At 72.9% G+C, this 18,119-nt stretch carries 15 protein-coding genes; 9 read left to right on the top strand and 6 right to left on the bottom strand.

Features of this window, described 5'->3' with window-relative positions; genetic code table 11:
- The first annotated feature begins 7 nt into the window (after nt 1–7).
- Nucleotides 8–2,446 carry an ATP-binding protein gene (locus tag ACQP0U_RS02875; protein WP_433315516.1) on the top strand — a complete coding sequence of 813 codons (2,439 nt, stop codon included), beginning with the start codon at nt 8–10 and terminating at the stop codon, nt 2,444–2,446.
- Nucleotides 2,447–2,489: 43 nt separating this feature from the next.
- Here the strand turns inward: ACQP0U_RS02875 and ACQP0U_RS02870 are convergent, their stop codons facing one another.
- From ACQP0U_RS02870 to ACQP0U_RS02850, 5 genes are read right to left on the bottom strand one after another with little or no spacing between them, the layout of a single operon-like run.
- Nucleotides 2,490–4,748, bottom strand: a complete 2,259-nt coding sequence (locus ACQP0U_RS02870) for a glycoside hydrolase family 27 protein (protein ID WP_433315514.1) — start codon at nt 4,746–4,748, stop codon at nt 2,490–2,492.
- A 45-nt stretch (nt 4,749–4,793) separates the two neighbouring features.
- Complete coding sequence (locus ACQP0U_RS02865; protein WP_433315512.1) at nt 4,794–6,881, bottom strand: alpha-galactosidase; 2,088 nt, start codon at nt 6,879–6,881, stop codon at nt 4,794–4,796.
- Complete coding sequence (locus ACQP0U_RS02860) at nt 6,878–7,699, bottom strand: carbohydrate ABC transporter permease (RefSeq protein ID WP_433315510.1); 822 nt, start codon at nt 7,697–7,699, stop codon at nt 6,878–6,880. Before ACQP0U_RS02860 ends, ACQP0U_RS02865 begins: the two co-directional genes overlap by 4 nt.
- Complete coding sequence (locus ACQP0U_RS02855; RefSeq protein ID WP_433315508.1) at nt 7,696–8,616, bottom strand: carbohydrate ABC transporter permease; 921 nt, start codon at nt 8,614–8,616, stop codon at nt 7,696–7,698. Before ACQP0U_RS02855 ends, ACQP0U_RS02860 begins: the two co-directional genes overlap by 4 nt.
- Before the next feature lies 1 nt (nt 8,617).
- The gene (locus ACQP0U_RS02850) at nt 8,618–9,913 is read right to left on the bottom strand and encodes an ABC transporter substrate-binding protein (RefSeq protein WP_433315506.1); all 1,296 of its coding nucleotides are present in this window, start codon (nt 9,911–9,913) and stop codon (nt 8,618–8,620) included.
- A 159-nt stretch (nt 9,914–10,072) separates the two neighbouring features.
- On the opposite strand from ACQP0U_RS02850, the gene ACQP0U_RS02845 reads away from it, so the two are divergent.
- From ACQP0U_RS02845 to ACQP0U_RS02810, 8 genes are all read left to right on the top strand, one after another.
- On the top strand, nt 10,073–10,819 hold the full coding sequence (locus ACQP0U_RS02845; protein WP_433315504.1) for an SDR family NAD(P)-dependent oxidoreductase: 747 nt from the start codon (nt 10,073–10,075) through the stop codon (nt 10,817–10,819).
- Nucleotides 10,820–10,854: 35 nt separating this feature from the next.
- Nucleotides 10,855–11,565: a FadR/GntR family transcriptional regulator gene (locus tag ACQP0U_RS02840; protein ID WP_433315502.1), complete on the top strand. Its 711-nt coding sequence runs from the start codon at nt 10,855–10,857 to the stop codon at nt 11,563–11,565.
- The gene (gene dgoD, locus ACQP0U_RS02835; protein WP_433315500.1) at nt 11,562–12,707 is read left to right on the top strand and encodes a galactonate dehydratase; all 1,146 of its coding nucleotides are present in this window, start codon (nt 11,562–11,564) and stop codon (nt 12,705–12,707) included. Before ACQP0U_RS02840 ends, dgoD begins: the two co-directional genes overlap by 4 nt.
- On the top strand, nt 12,704–13,540 hold the full coding sequence (locus tag ACQP0U_RS02830; protein WP_433315498.1) for a hypothetical protein: 837 nt from the start codon (nt 12,704–12,706) through the stop codon (nt 13,538–13,540). The genes dgoD and ACQP0U_RS02830 overlap by 4 nt, the downstream gene beginning before the upstream one ends.
- A 10-nt stretch (nt 13,541–13,550) precedes the next feature.
- A complete protein-coding gene (locus ACQP0U_RS02825) occupies nt 13,551–14,171 on the top strand; it encodes a bifunctional 4-hydroxy-2-oxoglutarate aldolase/2-dehydro-3-deoxy-phosphogluconate aldolase (protein ID WP_433315496.1) in 621 nt (206 codons plus the stop codon).
- A complete protein-coding gene (locus tag ACQP0U_RS02820) occupies nt 14,168–15,109 on the top strand; it encodes a sugar kinase (protein WP_433315494.1) in 942 nt (313 codons plus the stop codon). Before ACQP0U_RS02825 ends, ACQP0U_RS02820 begins: the two co-directional genes overlap by 4 nt.
- Nucleotides 15,110–15,129: 20 nt before the next feature.
- Nucleotides 15,130–16,011, top strand: a complete 882-nt coding sequence (locus ACQP0U_RS02815) for an SMP-30/gluconolactonase/LRE family protein (RefSeq protein WP_433315492.1) — start codon at nt 15,130–15,132, stop codon at nt 16,009–16,011.
- Between the two features lie 100 nt (nt 16,012–16,111).
- Nucleotides 16,112–17,215 (top strand): L-dopachrome tautomerase-related protein, encoded by a 1,104-nt coding sequence (locus ACQP0U_RS02810; RefSeq protein ID WP_433315490.1) that lies wholly within the window; start codon nt 16,112–16,114, stop codon nt 17,213–17,215.
- A 27-nt stretch (nt 17,216–17,242) separates the two neighbouring features.
- Here ACQP0U_RS02810 and ACQP0U_RS02805 read toward each other — a convergent pair whose 3' ends face one another.
- Nucleotides 17,243–17,998: a dienelactone hydrolase family protein gene (locus ACQP0U_RS02805; protein ID WP_433315488.1), complete on the bottom strand. Its 756-nt coding sequence runs from the start codon at nt 17,996–17,998 to the stop codon at nt 17,243–17,245.
- Nucleotides 17,999–18,119: the final 121 nt, after the last annotated feature.

The following is an 18,119-nucleotide window of genomic DNA, read 5'->3' as shown; positions in this document are numbered from 1 at the left end:
GCCCACGGTGATCGACAGCGACGAGGACAAGACGCGGGGCGGCGGGAGCCCATCTCCCGTCCGCCCCGAACGTCTGCGCGGGCCCGTCGAGTTCGTCGGCCGGGCAGCGGAGCTGGCCCAGTTACGCCGGCTCGTCGCAAACCCGCCCTGTCTGATCCTGCTGGAGGGCGAGCCCGGGATCGGCAAGAGTCGCCTCGTCGCCGAACTGCTCACCGAACTCCCCGGGCGGCACCTCATCGGCGAGTGCGACGACGTGCCCGAGCCCTTCCCACTCGGCGTGCTGCTGGACGCGATCCGGGGCAGCGCCGACCGACTCGGGCCGCTCAGCCCGGTGGCCGGCGCCCTCGCGCCACTGCTGCCGGAACTGGTCGACGTGCTGCCGGACGCGCCGCCCCCGTTGACCGACCCGGCGGCCGAGCGACATCGCCTGCTCCGCGCCGTCGCGGCGGTGCTCACCGCGCTGAGCCCCGCCACCCTCCTGCTGGAGGATCTGCACTGGGCCGACCCGGTGACCTGCGAACTCCTCGCCTACCTGAGCACCCACCCGGTCGAAGGGCTGGCCGTGGTGCTGACCGCGCGTACGGCGACGCCGGGGAGCAGTACGCCGATCCACGACGCCCTGGCCCGGACTCCCCCGTGGAGCGTCACGCGCGTCCCGCTCAGCCCGCTGGACGCCGATGACGTACGCCGGTTGGCGGCCCGCACCCTGCGGCTCGATGACCCGCCGCCGCAGCTGACCGCCACCCTGCTCGACCGCACCGCCGGGATCCCGTTCGTGGTCGAGGAGGTGCTGCGTACGCTCGCCGAGCGCGGCGGCGACCCGTTGGCCGACGACAGTGTCCCGTTCGTCCTCCGTGACGTGCTGCTCTGGCGGCTGCGCCCCCTTGACGAGGCCACCCGGGAGGTGCTGGGCGCGGCGGCCGTCCTGGGGATGACGCCCGATCAGCGCATCCTCGCCTCGGTTCTCAGCCTGGACCGGGTGGCGATCGGCGCGGCGTTGACCGCCGCACACCGGGCGGGCCTGCTGCACGACGCCGGGGACGGGCTACGGTTCCGCCACGACCTGGCCCGACAGGTGGTGTACGACCTGGTGCCCCGGGAGAGCCGGGAGTGGCTGCACCTGCGGGTGGCACGGGTGCTGGAGCAGGAGCTGCCCAGGCCGGTAGCGCAGTTGGCGCACCACTACCGTCGGGCCGGCAGCGGGGCCGACTTCGTCCGCAACGCCGAGGCGGCCGCCGACCTGGCCACCGAGCGCGGCGATGACGCGACCGCCGCCGGCTTCCTGCTCCAGACGATGGACATCGCCGAGCTGCCGCGGCCGGTACGGGTTCGGCTCGCCGCCAAACTGGGCCGGTCGGCCATCGACGGGCTCAGCCAGGCCGAGGCGATTCCGGTGCTGGAACGGCTGCTCGCCGACCGACGGCTGCCGCCGGGCGCCCGAGGTGAGTTGGGTCTGGTGCTCGGGCGGATGCAGCGCCAGCAGGGTGAGGCGCTGCGCGGGTACACCGAGATCGAGCGTGCCGTGCCGTACCTGCGCGCGCCGCGCCGCAAGGCCCCGGCCCTCGCGGTGCTGGCGGCCCCGGACACCGTCGTCGGCCGGCACGTCGACGACCACCTGGCCCGCTGCGCGGAGGCGGAGGCCGCCGCGGCGGCCAGCGGGGATCCGGCGGCGCACCTCGCGGTCCGCATCGCCCGGGCCTCGCTGCTGCTGGAGTTGGGCGACCCGGCGGCCTGGGCGATCATCTCCGAGCTGCGCGCGTCCGCCGAGTTGGCCGACCGACCCCGCGAGCACGCGCGGGCCTGCCTGAACTGGGCGCAGGGCGCGCTGCACGCCGGCCACCCGGAACAGGCCGAAGCACTGCTGGCGGCCGGTCGGGCGCTTGTCGACGAGACCGGGTACGAGCGGCTGACGGCCCTGGTGGAGGCGACCGAACTGTCACTGGACCGGGCCGCCGGCCGGCTCGACGGGCTCGCCGAACGGCTCAGCCGGCTGGTCGCCAGCGCCGAGCGGATGCCCGTCACCCTGCTGGACGCGCGGGCCGAGCTGGCGACCGTGCTGGCCCGTACCGCCGGTGTGGAAGGCGCGGGGCGCGACCAGGTGGAGTCGGCCGAACGGGCGCTGCGGGAGGTGGTCGCCGACGCCCGGCGGGTCGGCGCAGTCTGGCCCCTGGTGCAGGCGCTCTCGGCGCTGGCCCGGCTGACCCTGGTTGGGCGTCCGGACGAGGCCGTGCGGTACGCGACGGACGCGCTGTCACTGGTCCGCGGAAAGGGCATCCTGTCGTGGGCGGCCGAGGCGGTGCTGGTGCTGGCCGAGGCGGCAGCCGCGGCGGGTGACCCGGCGCGGGCGGTGGGGGCGGTCGCCGAGTTGGAGGCCGGGATCGCGGGCCGGGACGCGCCGCTGGCCCTGGCCGCCCTGCGCCGATGCCGGGAACTCGTGCCAGGTTGAGGCGCGGTGGCGGGCCGCCACGCTGACGGCCCGCCACCGTGGATCAGAGGACGACCTGGTGTACGCGGTTGTCCACGCCGCGTACCGCCAGCCAGGCGCTGCCGTTGGCACCGGCGGCGGCTCCCGGCGCACCCCGGAACGCGTCGGTGGTGAACTCGCCGCGTCGGAACCAGCCGCCCCAGGCTCCGTCGGCCAGGTTGCGCTGCCAGAGCCGGTTGTCGGCGGCCAGTGCGAACAGGTAGACCCGGCCGGAGGTGGCGAGCAGGGTCGGGCTGCCACTGGTGGTGCCGCCCAGGTTGGTCCAGGCCGACCAGGTGGTGCCGGTCCGGCTGCTCCACCACACCTCGTCGGTGCGGCTGCGGACCGCCACGTGCAGCACGCCGGCGTCGTCGACGACAGCGCTCGGCCGACCGTAGAACTGCCGGTTCTCGGGAGCCCCGACGCCGGTCCAGCCGCCGCTCGGCGTACGCGACCAGAGCTTGCCGTCGGCACCGCGGGCGACAAGCGTCCACTGCGTCGGGCTGGTCCAGGCCACAGTGGGCGCGTCGGTGAGCGTGCCGCCGAGGCTGCGCCACGGTCCCCACGTGCCGGCGACGTAACTGCGCTGCCAGGCCGCGTTGTCGGTGCCCCGCACGAAGACGTCGATCCGCCCGTCGGCGGAGCCGTACGCCGCCGGCTGGCCGAGGATCCGGCCGCCGACCGGGCCGCCGAGCGAGGTCCAGCCGGTGCCCCAGGTGGCGCCGGAGCGGGTGTTCATCGCCAGCGCACCGGAGGCGCTCCGGACGAAGGCGGTGGCGTGCGTGTCGTCCACCCGGACCAGCGCCGGGCTGGCGCTGGCGGTGCCACCGAGGTCCGCGCCGGCGACCTGGTCGGTGCCGGTCAGGCCGAGCATGGCCACCCCGTGCGCCGGCACCTCGACGGTGTACGAGCCGGTGAACGGCTGTACGCCCGGGGTGCCCGGCTGGGCGTCGACTGTGGAGCGGGACCACAGGTCACGGACCTTGACCGACCCGCCGAGGGCGACGTCGGCGAAGTTCACTGTGATCTGCTGGGCGGTGTCGTGCCGGTTGAGCAGCGCGACGGCCCGCTTGCCGGAGCCGGTGAGCACCTTGCTCCAGACCTGCGCGTCGGTGCCGGTGTCGGCGACCTTGACGCCCTGCCGGACCAGCGGGTCCTGGTCCACGGCGATGATCTCCGGGTTGGTCAGCGCGGAGATCATCTCCGTCGGCAGGCCGCGCGGGTCGGAGCCGATCACCAGCGGCGCGGCCATGATGGCCCACATGCCGAGCTGCGTCTTGGACTCCTCCAGGCTCAACTCGTACCCGCCGCCGGGCAGCGGGCGCATCGGCAGCAGGTAGTCCGGGTCGTTGTAGTGCCCCGGTCCGGTGGCCGCCGGGTGGTACGCGTTGACGTCCATGTTGCGCAGCACCCACGGGTACGCCCACTGCGGGGTCGGGTCGGTGAGCCCCACGTCGGTGTAGGTCCGCCAGGAGTCGGCGATGGTGGGCGCGTAAGTGTAACTCCAGGTGGAGAGCTGCTCCGGGGTGTACGGGCCGCCGCCCCAGTCCGAGCTGACCGGGTTGCAGATGTTGAGCAGCATCGGCCGGGGCGACTGGCGTACCGCCTCGGCCAGCTCCCGGAAGGTGGTCTCCGGGTCGAGGCCGGCGGCCCGGCCGCAGAGCCAGTCGGCCTTGAGCGCGTCGAAGCCCCAGCCGGCGAACTGGGCGATGTCGGCCTGGTAGTGGCCGTTGCTGCCGAGCCCGCACTGCCCCGGCAGGTACGGGCCGGCGTCGGTGTAGATGCCGGCCTTCATTCCCCTGCTGTGGATGTACGCGGCGAGCGCGGCCATTCCGCCGGGGAAGCGGGCCGGGTCGGCGACGAGGTTGCCGGCCTCGTTGCGCGGGGTGGGCGCGGCCCAGTTGCCGTCGATCCAGACGTAGGTGTAGCCGGCGTCCCGCAGGCCACTGTGGACCATGTAGTCGGTGACCGACCGTACTTCGGCCTCGGTGGGATCGCCACCGAGACCGAAGTAGGTGTTCCAGCCCTGGTAGGGCGTCGGGGCGAGCCCACTGTTGAAGAAGGTGGGCGCGCCCTGGTCCTCCGCGCCGGTGGACGCCGGGGCGTGGCCGGGGCCGCCGGGTCCGTGGCCGGCCCTGGGCGGGCCGGCGGGAGAAGGGCCGGCCAGCGGCAGGCCAGCCGGAGCGGGGCCGGCCTGGGGTGGGCCGGCCATCGCCGGCGTGGGGCTGGCCAGGCCCAGGCCGAGCACGGCCAGGGCAGCGGTCAGCTGTCGGTTCAGGCGCATGGAGGTACTCCTGTCCCTCGGGGGTGGGGTGGTGGTGCTCCGATCTCAGTCGCGGGTCAGCACGATGAGGTCGGCGTCGTGGGTCGCGCTCCACTGCACGGGCAGGCCGACCGTGCCGAGGTGGCTGCCGGAGTAGTGCCGATCGCCGTGCGAGTAGCGGGCCGCCGGATCGAGGCCGTGCAGGGGCAACCGGACCGGGCGGGACGGGAGCAGCCCGGCGCCGTCGAGCCGGCCGGTGTGCCAGGCCAGGACGACCACGCGGCTCTCGTCCGACGCTGTGTACTGCACCGCGCAGCGGGCCTGGTCGGGGCCACCGATCAGGTGCACCTCCCCGTGCGTGACGACGTCCCGGATCTCCTTGTATCGGGCGATCCAGCCGGCCGCCTCGGCCCGCTCGGCGGGGGTCCACGCCCGGATGTCCGCGCCGATGCCGAGCACACCGGCCATCGCCAGGACGAACCGGAACGCCAGCGTCCGGGGCCGGCTGTCGAACAGGCCGGGCGCGTCGGTGACCCAGGAGCTGAGCAGGTGCGGCGCGTTGGCGTGCAGGAAGCCGTACTGGATGGCCAGCCGGTCCAGCGGGGCGGTGTTGTCGCTGGGCCAGAAGACGTCCGCTCGGGCGGCCATCGCCAGGTCGGTCCGCGCGCCGCCGCCGGCGCACGCCTCGATCAGCACGCCGGGGTGGTCACGGCGCAACCGCTCGTAGATCCGGTGCAGGTTGGCGACGTGCGCGCCATCCAGGTCGAGCGGGCCCATCCCACCGGACCGGCCCGGCTCGGTACGCGGCCGGTTGAAGTCCCACTTCAGGTAGTCGATGTCGTACCGGCGCAGCAGACCGTCGACAGTGGAGTGGACGAACTCGGCGACCTCCGGCCGACCCAGGTCGAGCAGGTACTGGTTGCGGACCGGGGTGAGCGGCCGGCCGTCGACCGAGTAGACCCAGTCCGGGTGCTCGGCGTACAGGGACGACTTCGGGTTGACGCACTCCGGCTCGACCCAGAGCCCGAAGTTCAGCCCGAGCGCGCGGACGTCGGCGATGAACGTGTCGAACCCGGCCGGGAACTTCGCCGGGTCGGGAGTCCAGTCGCCCAGCCCGGCGGTGTCGTCGTTGCGGCCGACGAACCAGCCGTCGTCCACGACGAACGTCTCGACGCCCAGTTCGGCGGCGATCCGGGCGAGCGCGAGCTGACTCTGCGCCTCGACGGCGAAGTAGGTCGCCTCCCAGGAGTTGTAGAGCACCGGGCGCGCGGTGAGCCGCTCCCCGGCCAGCAACCGCTGGTGGGTGTGCCACACCCGGGCCAGTCCGTCCAGGCCGTCCGGGCTGTACGCCCCGGTGGCCATCGGCAGGGTCAGCCGCTCACCTGCGGCCAGCTCCAGCGGCCCGTCGACCAGCTGACGGCCGATCCGGACCCGGGTCAGGCCGCCGGTGTCCCGCTCGGCGCTGATCTCCCACGAGCCGGTCCAGGCAAGCGCCATCCCCCACGCCGGACCGGCCGGCTCGGCGGTGTCGCGCACGGCCAGCCAGGGCACGTGCAGATGCCCGGGTACGCCCTGGGAGCTGCCGATGCTGAAGGTGCCGTGGCCCAGCTCGACGTGGGAGAGCTGGAACTCCTGCGCCCACTGCCCCCACTGGTGGCTGAGCAGCGCGCCGTGTGGCGTCGGTACGCAGAACCCGCCCGATCCGGCCCGGACCACCCGCAGCGCGTCGGTGCCGTCGTTGGTCAGCTCGACCCACCGCTGCACCACGTCGGTGCCGGCGGGCACCCGGTAGCGCACTGTGGCGCGCAGCCCGGTGACCGGGTCGGCGAACTCGACTGCCAGTTCCCGCTGATCGGCGTTGATCCGCGCGTCGGTGTGCACGAAGCCCACCCGTCGCTGCCCGTTCGGGGTCTCGATCACCAGGTCGGCGCCGGTGAACGGGCGGTCGGCGTCGGTGGCGTACTCGATGGGGGCCGCGTCCCCGGCGGTGAGGAACGGGACCGGGCCGTCGTAGGCGACCGGCGAGGGCCCGTCGGAGACGCCGTGCGGCCCCCACGCGACAAGTTCCAGCCAGCGACCGTGGGCGGGCACCCGCACTGTGTACTCGGTGTGCGCGCCGCGCAGCGTCCAGCGCTGCCCGGCCTCGGCGGTCACTTGACCGCTCCGAGCGCCAGTCCGGAGACGAAGTGCCGTTGGAAGCGCAGGAACACCGCGACGGTGGGGACGGCCGCGATGACCGTACCGGCGGCGATGACGTTCCAGGACGAGACGAACTGCCCCTGGAGGGCGAGCAGCGCCGGGGTGACCGGCATGTTGTCATCGGTACGCAGCACGGTGATCGCCCAGAGCAGGTCGTTGAAGATCCAGGTGAAGGAGAGCGCCCCGAGAGCGGCCAGCGCGGGTCGGGTCAGCGGCAGCATCACCTTCGTGAAGATCTGCGCGGTGCCGGCGCCGTCGATGGTGGCCGCCTCCTGGATCTCGCCCGGCAGATCCCGCATGAAGCCGTGCAGGACGAACGTGTAGAAGCCGAGCCCGAAGCCGACCTGCACCGCGATCAGCGCCCAGAGCGTGTCGTACAGGCCGGTCAGCTCGCTGAACTTGGCCACCGGGATGAGCAGGATCTGCGGTGGGAGCAGATTGCCGGCGAGCATCAGCAGCAGGATCGTCCGCCGACCGGGGATCCGGAAGCGACTCAGGGCGAAGGCGGCCATCGCGGCCAGCGCGAGGCTCAACGCCACCGACGGGACGGTGACCAGCATGCTGTTGATCAGCGCACGCAGCTCACCGCCGTCGGTCCACGCCTGCCGGTAGGTGTCCAGTGTGAACGAGTGCGGCAGGCTGCCCACGCCGTGCGCGGCGATGTCGTCGAACGACCTGGTGGACATCACCACCACCCAGAGCACCGGGCCCAGCCAGAGCAGCGAGAGCAGGATCATGCCCGTGTGGAAGGCCCCAGTGCGGAGCTTGTTCATGACGCTTCCTCCCGGAACGCGCGGACCAGGTAGCCGAGGATGACGGCCAGCGCGAGCACGAAGATCACGACAGCGATCGCCGAGGCGTAGCCCAGCCGCAGGCTCTGGAACGCGGTCGAGTACATGTAGGTGCTGAGCAGCTCCGACGAGTGGTATGGCCCGCCCTTGGTCAGCGACCAGACGATGTCGAACGAGCGCAGCGAGTCGATCACGATGACCGACAGCACGACCGCGTTGACCCCCTTCATCTGGGGGATGGTGACGTGCCACAGCCGCTGCCAGGAGTTGGCGCCGTCCATCCGGGCCGCCTCGTGCAGCGCCGGGTCGATCGCCTTCAACCCGGCCAGGAACAGCACCATCACGTACCCGATCTGCCGCCACAGGGCGGGCAGGATCACCGCGTACAGGGCGGTCTGCGGGTCAGCGAGCCAGGGCCGGATCAGGTGCTCCAGGCCGACCGCCCGCAGCAGCGTGTCGGCGATGCCGTCGGGCTGGTAGAAGACCCGCCAGACCAGCGCTGTCACCACCAGCGAGAACACCACGGGGGTGAACAGCGCGGCCCGGTAGAAGCCGACACCGCGCCGCTCCTTCTGCAGGACGAGCGCCATCCCGAAGCCACCCAGCACGGAGAGGCCGCCGAAGAGCACCAGCCAGATCACCGTGTTGACGAGCGCGCCCCGGAAGGTGGCGTCGCCGGCCAGCTCGACGTAGTTGTCCGCGCCGACGAAGGTCGGCGGCGTCATCCCGTCCCAGCGGGTGAGGGAGAACCAGAAGCCCTGGAGCGCCGGCCAGAACACCCAGACGCTCTCGACCGCGAACGGCACGAGGACGAACGCCACCAGCAGCGGCGACAGTCGGGCCGACCGTCGCCGCCGCCGGGTGGGGGTGACCGAAGTCGTGGAGATCGTTGCTGTCACGTCAGCCCTTGAAGACCTTCTCGGCGCCGGCCTGCCACTCCCGCAGGATCGCGTCGATCTGGTCCGGCTTGTCGATGAACTTGGTGAGCGCGGTGTCCGCGGTCGGCTGGAGCGCGTCGCTGGAGTCGCGGTTGAAGAACTGGGTCAGCTCCTTGGCCTCGTTCAGCATCGCCTTGCCCTTGACCACCAGCGGCGAGTCCGACGCCTTGGCCCTGGGGTTGGCGGGCAGCACGATGCCGGAGCTGGCCTTGACGTACGCCTCCTGGGCCTCGACCCCGGCCAGGTAGCTGAGCAGAGCCTTGGTACCGGTCGGGTTGGCGGTCTTCGCGCTGGCGAAGAACCCGTCGGTCGGCGCCTCCTCGGCCAGCGGCACCGCCGGGTCGATGATCGGGAACCGGAAGAAGTCCAGGTCGCCGAGCGCGTCCTTGGGTGCCGCGTCGGCGAAGAACGTGCCGATCAGGAACATGCCGGTCTTGCCGGCCAGCAGCGCGGTGGTCGCCTCCTGGAACGGGTACGCCTTGCCCTTGGGGTCGAAGTAGGGCAGTGCCTCGCGCCAGCGGGTGAAGACCGCCTTGACCTTCGGGTCGTCGAAGCGCTGCTTGCCGGCGAGCAGCTCGCGGTGGAACGGCGCGCCGTTGATCCGGATGTTGAGGTAGTCGAACCAGGCCGAGGCCACCCACGGGGTGTCGCCGAGGCCGATGCCGATCGGCGGGATGCCCTTGCTCTTCAGCGTCTCGCAGAGGGCCAGGAACTCGGTCCAGGTCTTCGGCTCCTGCACGCCCCACTTGGCGAAGTTGGACTTGCGGTAGAAGAAGCCCCACCAGTAGTTGTTCATCGGCACGAAGATCTGCTTGCCGCTGGCGTCGGTGGAGAGGGTGCGCAGCGACTGGGGGTAGTCGTCGAGCGACTTCCAGACCTCGGAGACGTCCAGCAGCAGGTTCTTGCTGGCGTAGTCGTTGGCGACCGAGCCCGCGTACCAGGTGTAGAGGTCCGGCGGGTTGGCCGAGGTCAGGTAGGTCGGCAGCTGGGTCCGGAAGGTCTCCGAGGCGATTGTGTTGAGGCTCGCCGTGCCCTTGCCCTGCCCGTTGAAGGTCTCGATCAGCTTCTCCATCGCCGCCTTGGCCTGCGGCGAGGAGAGGTTGGACTGGATGGTGACCGCGCCCGAGCCATTGCTCGTCGTCGGCCCGCTGGCGGAGCTGGCGCACGCGCTGAGGAACGAGCTGGCGCCGAGCGCGCCCAGGCCGGCGAGCCCGAGGTGGCCAAGGAATCGCCGGCGACCGGGGTCGAAGTCGCTCACGGAGGTATCCCTTCCTTTACGACACGCAGCGTCACCGCGCGATGTGTCGTCCATGTGAATGCTGTGACCAGAAGGTTGCATCGACCCTCGCCGGCTGTCAAGATATCTTCGTAATTAATGATTAGACGAGACCAAGGCGGAGGTCAGGTGGATCAGCCTATGCGCCGGCTTGAAGGCAAGAACGCGCTGGTCACCGGTGCGATGGGTGGGATCGGCGCGGCCACCGCCAGGCGGCTCGCCGCTGAGGGAGCAGCCGTCGCGCTGCTCGACGTGGCCGACACGGCCCCGCTGGCCGAGGAGTTGACCGCGCGGGGCGACCGTGCACTGTCCGTAGTGGGCGATGTCAGCGACGAGGCCCACTGGACGGCCGCCGTGAGCGCCGTACGGGATCGCCTCGGCCCGGTCGACATCCTGGTCAGCTCCGCGTACGCCGTGCGGGTCGCGCCGGCGCACGAGACCAGCCGGCAGTCCTGGGACCACCAGCTCGGCGTCAGCCTCACCGGCTCGTTCCTCGGCGTCCGCGCCTGCCTGGACGATCTGCGGGCACGCTCGGGCGCGGTGGTGCTGATCTCCTCTGTGCACGCGCTCGTCGGGTTGCCCGGCCGGCCCGCCTACGCCGCGGCCAAGGGTGGCCTGGTCGCGCTCGGCCGCCAGCTCGCCGTGGAGTACGGCCCGCAGGTCCGGGTCAACACCGTGCTGCCCGGGCCGATCCTCACCGCCGCCTGGGCCGACGTGTCCGAAGAGGACCGGCAGCGCAGCGTCGCGGAGACCGTCGCCAAGCGCTTCGGCACACCTGACGAGGTGGCCGCCACCGTCGCCTTCCTCGCCTCGCCGGACGCCGCCTACATCACCGGCGCGAGCCTCGTGGTGGACGGTGGCTGGACAGCGGTGAAAGCCTCGGCCTGAGAGATCGATACCGACCAGCGAAAAGGCCAGGAGCATTGGCACAGTACGCACGCCGCGGCGTCCACGGGCAGACCGTCGAAGCGATCGCCCGTCGCATCCTCACCGGCGAGATCGCCGCTGGCGCGACCCTCAACATCGTCGCGTTGCAGGAGGAGTTCGACGTCAGCCTCACGGCGCTCCGCGAGGCGCTGAAGGTCCTCTCGGCCAAGGGCATCGTCGACGCCCGACAGAAGCGCGGCACCTTCGTCCGCCCTCGTGCGGACTGGAACCTGCTCGACGGTGACGTGATCCGGTGGCAGTTCGCCGAGGGCACCGACCAGCGGTTGCTCGACCAACTGCACGAGGTGCGCGCCATCATCGAGCCGGCCGCCGCACGGTTGGCCGCCACCCGCGCCACCGAGGACGACCTGACCGCCCTCGACCAGGCACTTGCCGAGATGACCCAGGCCAACGGTGACCCCGCCGCCGCCATCGCCGCCGACCTCGCCTTCCACCGCGCGCTGCTCACCGCCACCCACAACGAGCTGCTGGAACGGATGGAGGTGGTGATGGAGACGGGGCTCGCCGAACGCGACCGCCTGGTGCACGGCGGCACCGCGCACGACGACCCGGTGCCCAGCCACCGCGCGGTGGTCGACGCGCTGCGTGAACGGGACGAGACGGCGGCCGAGACCGCGATGCGTCAGTTGCTGGACAAGGCCGTCCGCGACGTCGAGAAGGCACGGGGACGAAGGGGCAGTCAGTGAAGATCGAGCGGATCGAGACCTTCCTGGTCGCGCCACGGTGGTTGTTCTGCCGGGTGGAGACCGACGACGGGCTGGTCGGGTGGGGTGAGCCGGTGGTCGAGGGCCGCGCCGAGGTGGTGCGCAGCGCGGTCGAGGTGCTCTCCGAACACTTGATCGGCGCCGACCCGCTGCGCATCGAGCAGCACTGGCAGGTGCTCACCAAGGGCGGCTTCTACCGGGGCGGCCCGATCCTCTCCAGCGCGGTCGCCGGCCTCGACCAGGCGCTCTGGGACATCGCTGGGCAGGCGTACGGCGCGCCGGTGCACGCGCTGCTCGGCGGGCCCGTACGCGACCAGGTGCGGATCTACTCGTGGATCGGCGGGGACGAGCCCGACGAGGTGGCCGACGCCGCCGCCGCACAGGTCGCCGCCGGCCTCACCGGGGTCAAGATGAACGCCAGCGGGCGGCTCTCGCCGATCCCCACCTCGGCCGAGATGGACGCGGTCATCGGCCGGGTGGCCGCCGCCCGCGAGGTGCTCGGCCCCGACCGGGACATCGCCGTGGATTTCCACGGTCGCGCCGGAATGGCAGCCGTCCGCCGGATCCTGCCCGAGCTGGCCGCCCTGCGCCCGTTCTTCGTCGAGGAGCCGGTCCTGCCCGATCAGGCCCACCACCTGCGCGACATCGTCGCCAGCACGCCGATCCCGGTGGCCACCGGCGAGCGGCTCTACGGTCGGTCCGAGTTCCTCGGCCCGTTGCAGGCCGGGGTCGCCGTGGTCCAACCGGACCTGTCGCACGCGGGTGGGGTCTCCGAGGTCCGCCGGATCGCCGCGCTGGCCGAGACGTACGGCGCGCTGCTCGCCCCGCACTGCCCGCTCGGCCCGATCTCCCTGGCGGCCAGCCTCCAGGTAGCCTTCGCGACGCCGAACTTCCTGATTCAGGAGCAGAGCATCGGCATCCACTACAACGCCGGCTCGGAGTTGCTGGACTACCTGGTCGACCCGGAGCCGTTCCGGTTCGTGGACGGGCACATCGCCCGCTTCGACCGGCCCGGGTTGGGCATCACTGTCGACGAGGCGGCGGTCCGTAAGGCCGCCAAGACCCCGCACGCCTGGCGCAACCCGGTCTGGCAGCACGCCGACGGGTCGTTCGCCGAGTGGTGACCAGCGCGAGGCCGGTGGCCCTGCGGGTGGCGTACGACGCGGCGCACGGCGGCCGGTGGACAAGTCTGCACGGCGGTGGCCGGGAGTGGCTGTGGCGCGGCCCGGAACCCGGCCGGCACGAGGTACGCCCCGACGACCCGTTCGTCGACGCCGGTGGGCTGGAGGAGTGCCTGCCCACCGTGCGCGGCGAGCCCGACCACGGCGAGGTGTGGTCGCGTACGTGGCGGAGTGCCGGCCCCGGCACCGTGGTCATCGAGCGGCCGACGTTCACCCTCACCCGCCGGATCACCGACGAGGGCGGCGTGGTGGCGGCCGACTACCGGCTGACGGCCGACCCCGGGCACCGGTTCGTCTGGGCCGCGCACGCCCTGCTCGACCTCTCCCCCGCCGCCCGCCTCGACGCGCCCGCCGGCACCCCGACCCGGCTGCACCCGGAGGCCGCCGCGCTGCTGCCGCCGGGTAGCTGGCCCACCGGCGAACCGTGGTTGACCGGGCCGTGGCCGACCCCGTCCGGGCTGACCCTTGACACGTTCGGCCCGGACGACGGGACCGCGCTCGGCGCGGTGCTGCTCGACTGCCCCCGGGTCCAGGTGGTCGACGGAGCCGACCGGCTGACCATGGAGCTGGAGTGCGCGGACCAGCCCCGCAGCACCGCGCTCTGGCGCAACCTGGGCGGCTGGCCGGCGAACGGCCCCTACCGGAGCGTCGGCGTCGAACCGATGCTGGGCGCGGCCTTCGACCTGGCCGACGCCGGCCCCCATGACGCGGCGGTCGTTCCGCCCACCGGCGAGGTCACCTGGCGACTCACCATCTCCGCCCACCGCATCCACTGAGGACACCGTGATGAACCTGCTCGACGAGCTGCGTACCCATCGGCTGTTGGCCATCGTGCGCGGCCCGGACCCGGCCGCGGCGCTGACCGCCGTGCTCACCCTGGCCGACAGCGGCGTCGCCCTGGTCGAGGTCTCGCTGACCAGCGCCGACGCGCTCGGCATCATCCGCCGCGCCCGGGCCGCCCTCGGGCCCGACTTCGCCCTCGGCGCGGGCACCGTGCTCAGCGCCGAGGACGCCCGCGCGGCAGCCGACGCCGGCGCCGGTTTCCTGGTCACCCCGGCGATCGCACCGAGCCTCGCCGAGGGCGGCCGGCTCGGGCTGCCGGTGCTCGCCGGCGCCCTCACCCCCACCGAGGTGGTGCGGGCCAACGACGGCGGGGCCACCGCGATCAAGCTCTTCCCGGCCTCCCTCGGCGGGCCCGACTACCTCGGCGCCCTGCGCGACCCGTTCCCCGGTACCGCGTTCGTGCCGGTCGGTGGTGTCGACGCGGACGGCGCGCGGCGCTACCTCGACCGGGGCGCCACAGCGGTCGGCGTCGGTTCCCCGCTGCTCGGCGACGCCGTCCGAGGCGGCGACCCGGCGGCGTTGCGTGAGCGCGTCGCTGCCTTCCTCGCGGCGGTCCGGCCATGACCGACCTGCTCACGCTCGGCGAGACGATGGCGGCCTTCCGCACCACCGGCCCCCTGCGACTGGGCGGCACCGCCGGTATCTCCGTGGCCGGCTCCGAGTCGAACGTCGCGATCGGTCTGGCCCGGCTCGGCCACCAGGCTGCCTGGGTCGGTGTCACCGGCGGCGACGAGCCCGGCGAGCTGGTCCGTCGTACGCTGCGCGCCGAGGGCGTCGACCTGACCTGGTCCCGGGTCGACGCGACAGCCCCCACCGGGCTGATCCTCTTCGAGAACCGGGTCGCCGACATCAACCGGGTCACCTACCACCGCGCCGGGTCGGCCGGCTCCCGGCTGGGTCCGGCCGACGTGACCCCGGTCTTCGACGCACCCGGGCCGCCACCCCGGCTGCTGCACGTCACAGGCATCACCTGCGCGCTCGGCGTCGGGCCGTACCAGGCGGTGGTGGAGGCCGTGCGGCGCGCCCGCGTCGCCGGCAGCACTGTCTGCCTGGACGTCAACCACCGCAACCGGCTCTGGTCGGTAGCCGAGGCTGCCAGCGCGCTGCGTCCACTGCTGCCCTCGATCGACCTGGTGATCGCCTCCGACGACGAGTTGGCAGTGCTGACCGACGCGACCGACCCGGCCTCGGCGCTACTCTCGGCCGGCGTCACCGAGGTCGTGGTCAAGCACGGCGCCGGTGGAGCGACCAGCCACAGCGCCACCGGCACCATTCACCGTCCAGCCCGGACGGTGCCGGTGGTGGACACCGTCGGCGCGGGCGACGCGTTCGTGGCCGGCCTGCTCTCCGGCTGGCTCGACGGCGTCGACGCGTCGGCCCGACTGGACCGGGCCGTCACCACCGGCGCGTTCGCGGTCGCCACCCGGGGCGACTGGGAGGGCCTGCCCGACCGGGCCGAGCTGGCGCTGCTCAACCACGGGCCCGGCGGTACGGTCCGCTGACGATCCTTTGGAGGAACACCATGGAGCTGACCGAGCCGACCGTCTGGAGCAACGACCGGCTGGAGTTGGGTGAGGGCCTGCGCTGGGTCGACGACCGGCTGGTCCTCGTCGACCTGCTGGCCGGACGACTGTTGGAGACCGACGGCGACGCCCCGACCCCGCTGCGGGAGCTGCGCCGTCTCGACGTGCCGCTCGGCGCGGTCGCCCCGGTGGCCGGCCGACCCGGTGCGTGGCTGGCCGCCGCCGGGACCGGCGTCACGGTGCTGCCCGCCACCGGCGACCCCCGACCGACCACCGAACTGGTCGCCGACGCGCCCGAGCCGACCCGGATGAACGACGCCGTCGCCGACCCGCACGGCCGCTTCTGGGCCGGCAGCATGACGTACGCGATGGTGCCCGGCGGGGGCACGCTGTTCCGCCTCGCCCCGGGCGCCGAGCCGGTCCCCGCGGTGACCGGGCTGACCATCCCGAACGGGCCAGCGTTCGACGCGACAGGCACCACCATGTACCTGGCCGACACCCCGCGCGGCGAGATCGACAGGTTCACCGTCGACCCCACCACCGGGGCCCTGCACAGACGGGAGCCGTTCCTGCGGCTTTCCCCGGCCGACGGCGGCCCGGACGGCATGACGCTCGACGCGGCGGACCACCTCTGGATCGCGCTGTGGGGCGGCTCCGCGGTACGCCGCTACCGGCCCGACGGCACCCTCGACCGGGAGATCCGGCTGCCGGCCACGCAGCCGGCCGGCATCTGCCTGGGCGGCCCCGACCTGCGGCGACTGTTCATCGGCACCGCCCGGGTGGGGCTGGACACGGCGGGCCCGCAGGACGGCGCGCTGCTCGCGGTCGACGTCGCGGTCCCCGGCCTGCCCACCGCGCGCGCCGCAGCGCCGGTGAGCTGACCGGAGGCATACCGGACGCCAGGGCGGGAACAACCGCACCGGAGCACGGTGACTGTCGACCGGCAGGGGGCGGGACGATGAGCGGCACGGGGTGGGCGGCATGAACGGGCCGGTCGGCGATGAGCCGGTTGGCGGGCTGGAGCTGGTGCACACCTTCACCGGCCCGATGCCGACCGGGGTGAGCGTCTCGCACCGTGGCCGGATCTTCGTCAACTTCCCGAAGTGGGGCGACGAGGTGCCGGCCACCGTCGTCGAGCTGCGCGACGGCCGGGAGGTGCCCTACCCCGACCAGGCGTGGAACGACCCGTCCGGCGACGACGACGCGGGCGCCTTCGTCTCGGTGCAGAGCATCGTGGTGGACCCGGCCGACCGGCTCTGGGTGCTGGACACCGGCAGCCCGATGTTCCGGCCCACGAGACCGGGCGGCCCGAAGCTGGTCCGGATCGACCTGGACACCGACACGGTCGCCCAGGTGATCACCTTTCCGGCGGACGTGGCGCTGCCGACGACGTACCTCAACGACGTCCGCTTCGACCTGCGCCGGGGCGAGTCGGGGGTCGCGTACATCACCGACTCGGCGAGCGCCGGACCGAACGGGATCATCGTGGTGGACCTGGCCAGCGGGGCCTCGTGGCGGCGGCTGCACGACCACCCGTCCACGAAGGCGGAGCCGTTGACGTCGTTCCGCCCGGTGGTCGAGGGCCGACCGCTGCTCGAACGGCCGGCCGACGGGCCGCCGAAGCCGCTGAGCATGGGCTCCGACGGCATCGCGATCTCGGCCGACGGCACCCGGCTGTACTACTGCCCGCTGGTGTCCCGGCGCCTGCACAGCGTCTCCACCGAAGCGCTGGCCGACCCCGGCGTCACCCAGGAGGCGGCCGCCGCGACGGTGGTCGACGAGGGCGACAAGGGCACCGCCTCGGACGGGTTGGAGAGCGACGACGCGGGGCGGCTCTACCTCACCTCGTACGAGCACAACGCGGTGCTGCGCCGCCTGCCGGACGGCGAGTACGAGACGCTGGTGCACGACCCCCGGCTGCTCTGGCCGGACACCATGTCGGTGGCCACCGACGGGTACCTCTACGTCACGGCCAACCAACTGCACCGGCAGGCGCAGTACCAGGGGGGCCAGGACCTGCGGCGCAAGCCGTACGCGCTGTTCCGCACCCGCATCGACGCCGGCCCGGTGCTGCTGCGCCGCTGAGCACCGGGCCGAACCATCCCCCTGCGGTCAGCTCGCCGGCAGGGTGCGGTCCAGGAGGTCGAACAGAGCGGCCCAGTGACGCTCGGTGGCCTGCTCGTTGTACATCGGGGTGTCGGCCATGGTGAAGCCGTGGTGCGCGCCCGCGTACACCTCGGAGCGGTAGCGCACCCCGGCGGCGTCGAGCGCCTTCTCCAGTGTGGCGATCTGCTCGGGCGTCGCCGACTGGTCGGCGTCGGCGTGCCCGAAGTACACCTCGCCGGTGATCGAGGAGACTCCCAGGTGGGGGCTGTCCGGGGCGTCGGTGGCGAGGTGGCCGCCGTGGAAGCTGGCGATCGCCACGATGCGGTCGGGGTGCGCCTCGATGGCCCGTAGGGCGTTCGTGCCGCCCAGGCAGTAGCCGGTGATCGCGACCGGGCCCGGTCGGACATCGTCGCGGGCGGCCAGGAAGTCGAGGTACGCGGCGGTGTCCCGGCTGATCGCCTCGGGGGTCAGCGCGCGGGCCAGCGGCATGATCTGCTCGAAGAGCGCGCTGCGCTGGTCCGGCTCACCGAGTCGGGACAGGTCGAACAGCGGCGCCCGGCCGCCCCGGTAGAACAGGTTGGGCGTCAGCACCAGGTAGCCCCGGGCGGCGATCCGCTCGGCCATCTCGACCAGGCGGGGGCGCGGCCCGAAGGCGTCCATGAAGAGCAGCACCGCCGGGAACGGGCCGTCCCCGTCCGGTCGGGTGAGGGACGCGTCCGCCACTCCGTCACCTGTCGGGATGTCCACCGTCGTCGTCAGCACTGTGCCTCCTCGTACGCCGATCTTGGTCCGTTTGGAACGTTACTCGCCGTATCGGAGTGCCCGGCCGGCAGCCGCGTGAACGCCGCGTCAAGAAATGGCGGTGGCCCGTCGAAACGGCGTA

Origin of the sequence: Micromonospora sp. CA-269861 (assembly GCF_050948505.1) — a bacterium.
Classification (GTDB): Bacteria; Actinomycetota; Actinomycetes; order Mycobacteriales; family Micromonosporaceae; genus Micromonospora.
This window is presented reverse-complemented; position numbering and strand designations above follow the sequence as displayed.

Excerpts from the sequence above, each read along its gene's own strand:
- ACQP0U_RS02870 (WP_433315514.1), bottom strand. The coding sequence starts at position 4,748 with ATGCGCCTGAACCGACAGCTGACCGCTGCCCTGGCCGTGCTCGGCCTG.
- ACQP0U_RS02860 (WP_433315510.1), bottom strand. The coding sequence starts at position 7,699 with ATGAACAAGCTCCGCACTGGGGCCTTCCACACGGGCATGATCCTGCTC.
- ACQP0U_RS02845 (WP_433315504.1), top strand. The coding sequence starts at position 10,073 with ATGCGCCGGCTTGAAGGCAAGAACGCGCTGGTCACCGGTGCGATGGGT.
- ACQP0U_RS02825 (WP_433315496.1), top strand. The coding sequence starts at position 13,551 with ATGAACCTGCTCGACGAGCTGCGTACCCATCGGCTGTTGGCCATCGTG.
- ACQP0U_RS02820 (WP_433315494.1), top strand. The coding sequence starts at position 14,168 with ATGACCGACCTGCTCACGCTCGGCGAGACGATGGCGGCCTTCCGCACC.
- ACQP0U_RS02815 (WP_433315492.1), top strand. The coding sequence starts at position 15,130 with ATGGAGCTGACCGAGCCGACCGTCTGGAGCAACGACCGGCTGGAGTTG.
- ACQP0U_RS02810 (WP_433315490.1), top strand. The coding sequence starts at position 16,112 with ATGAACGGGCCGGTCGGCGATGAGCCGGTTGGCGGGCTGGAGCTGGTG.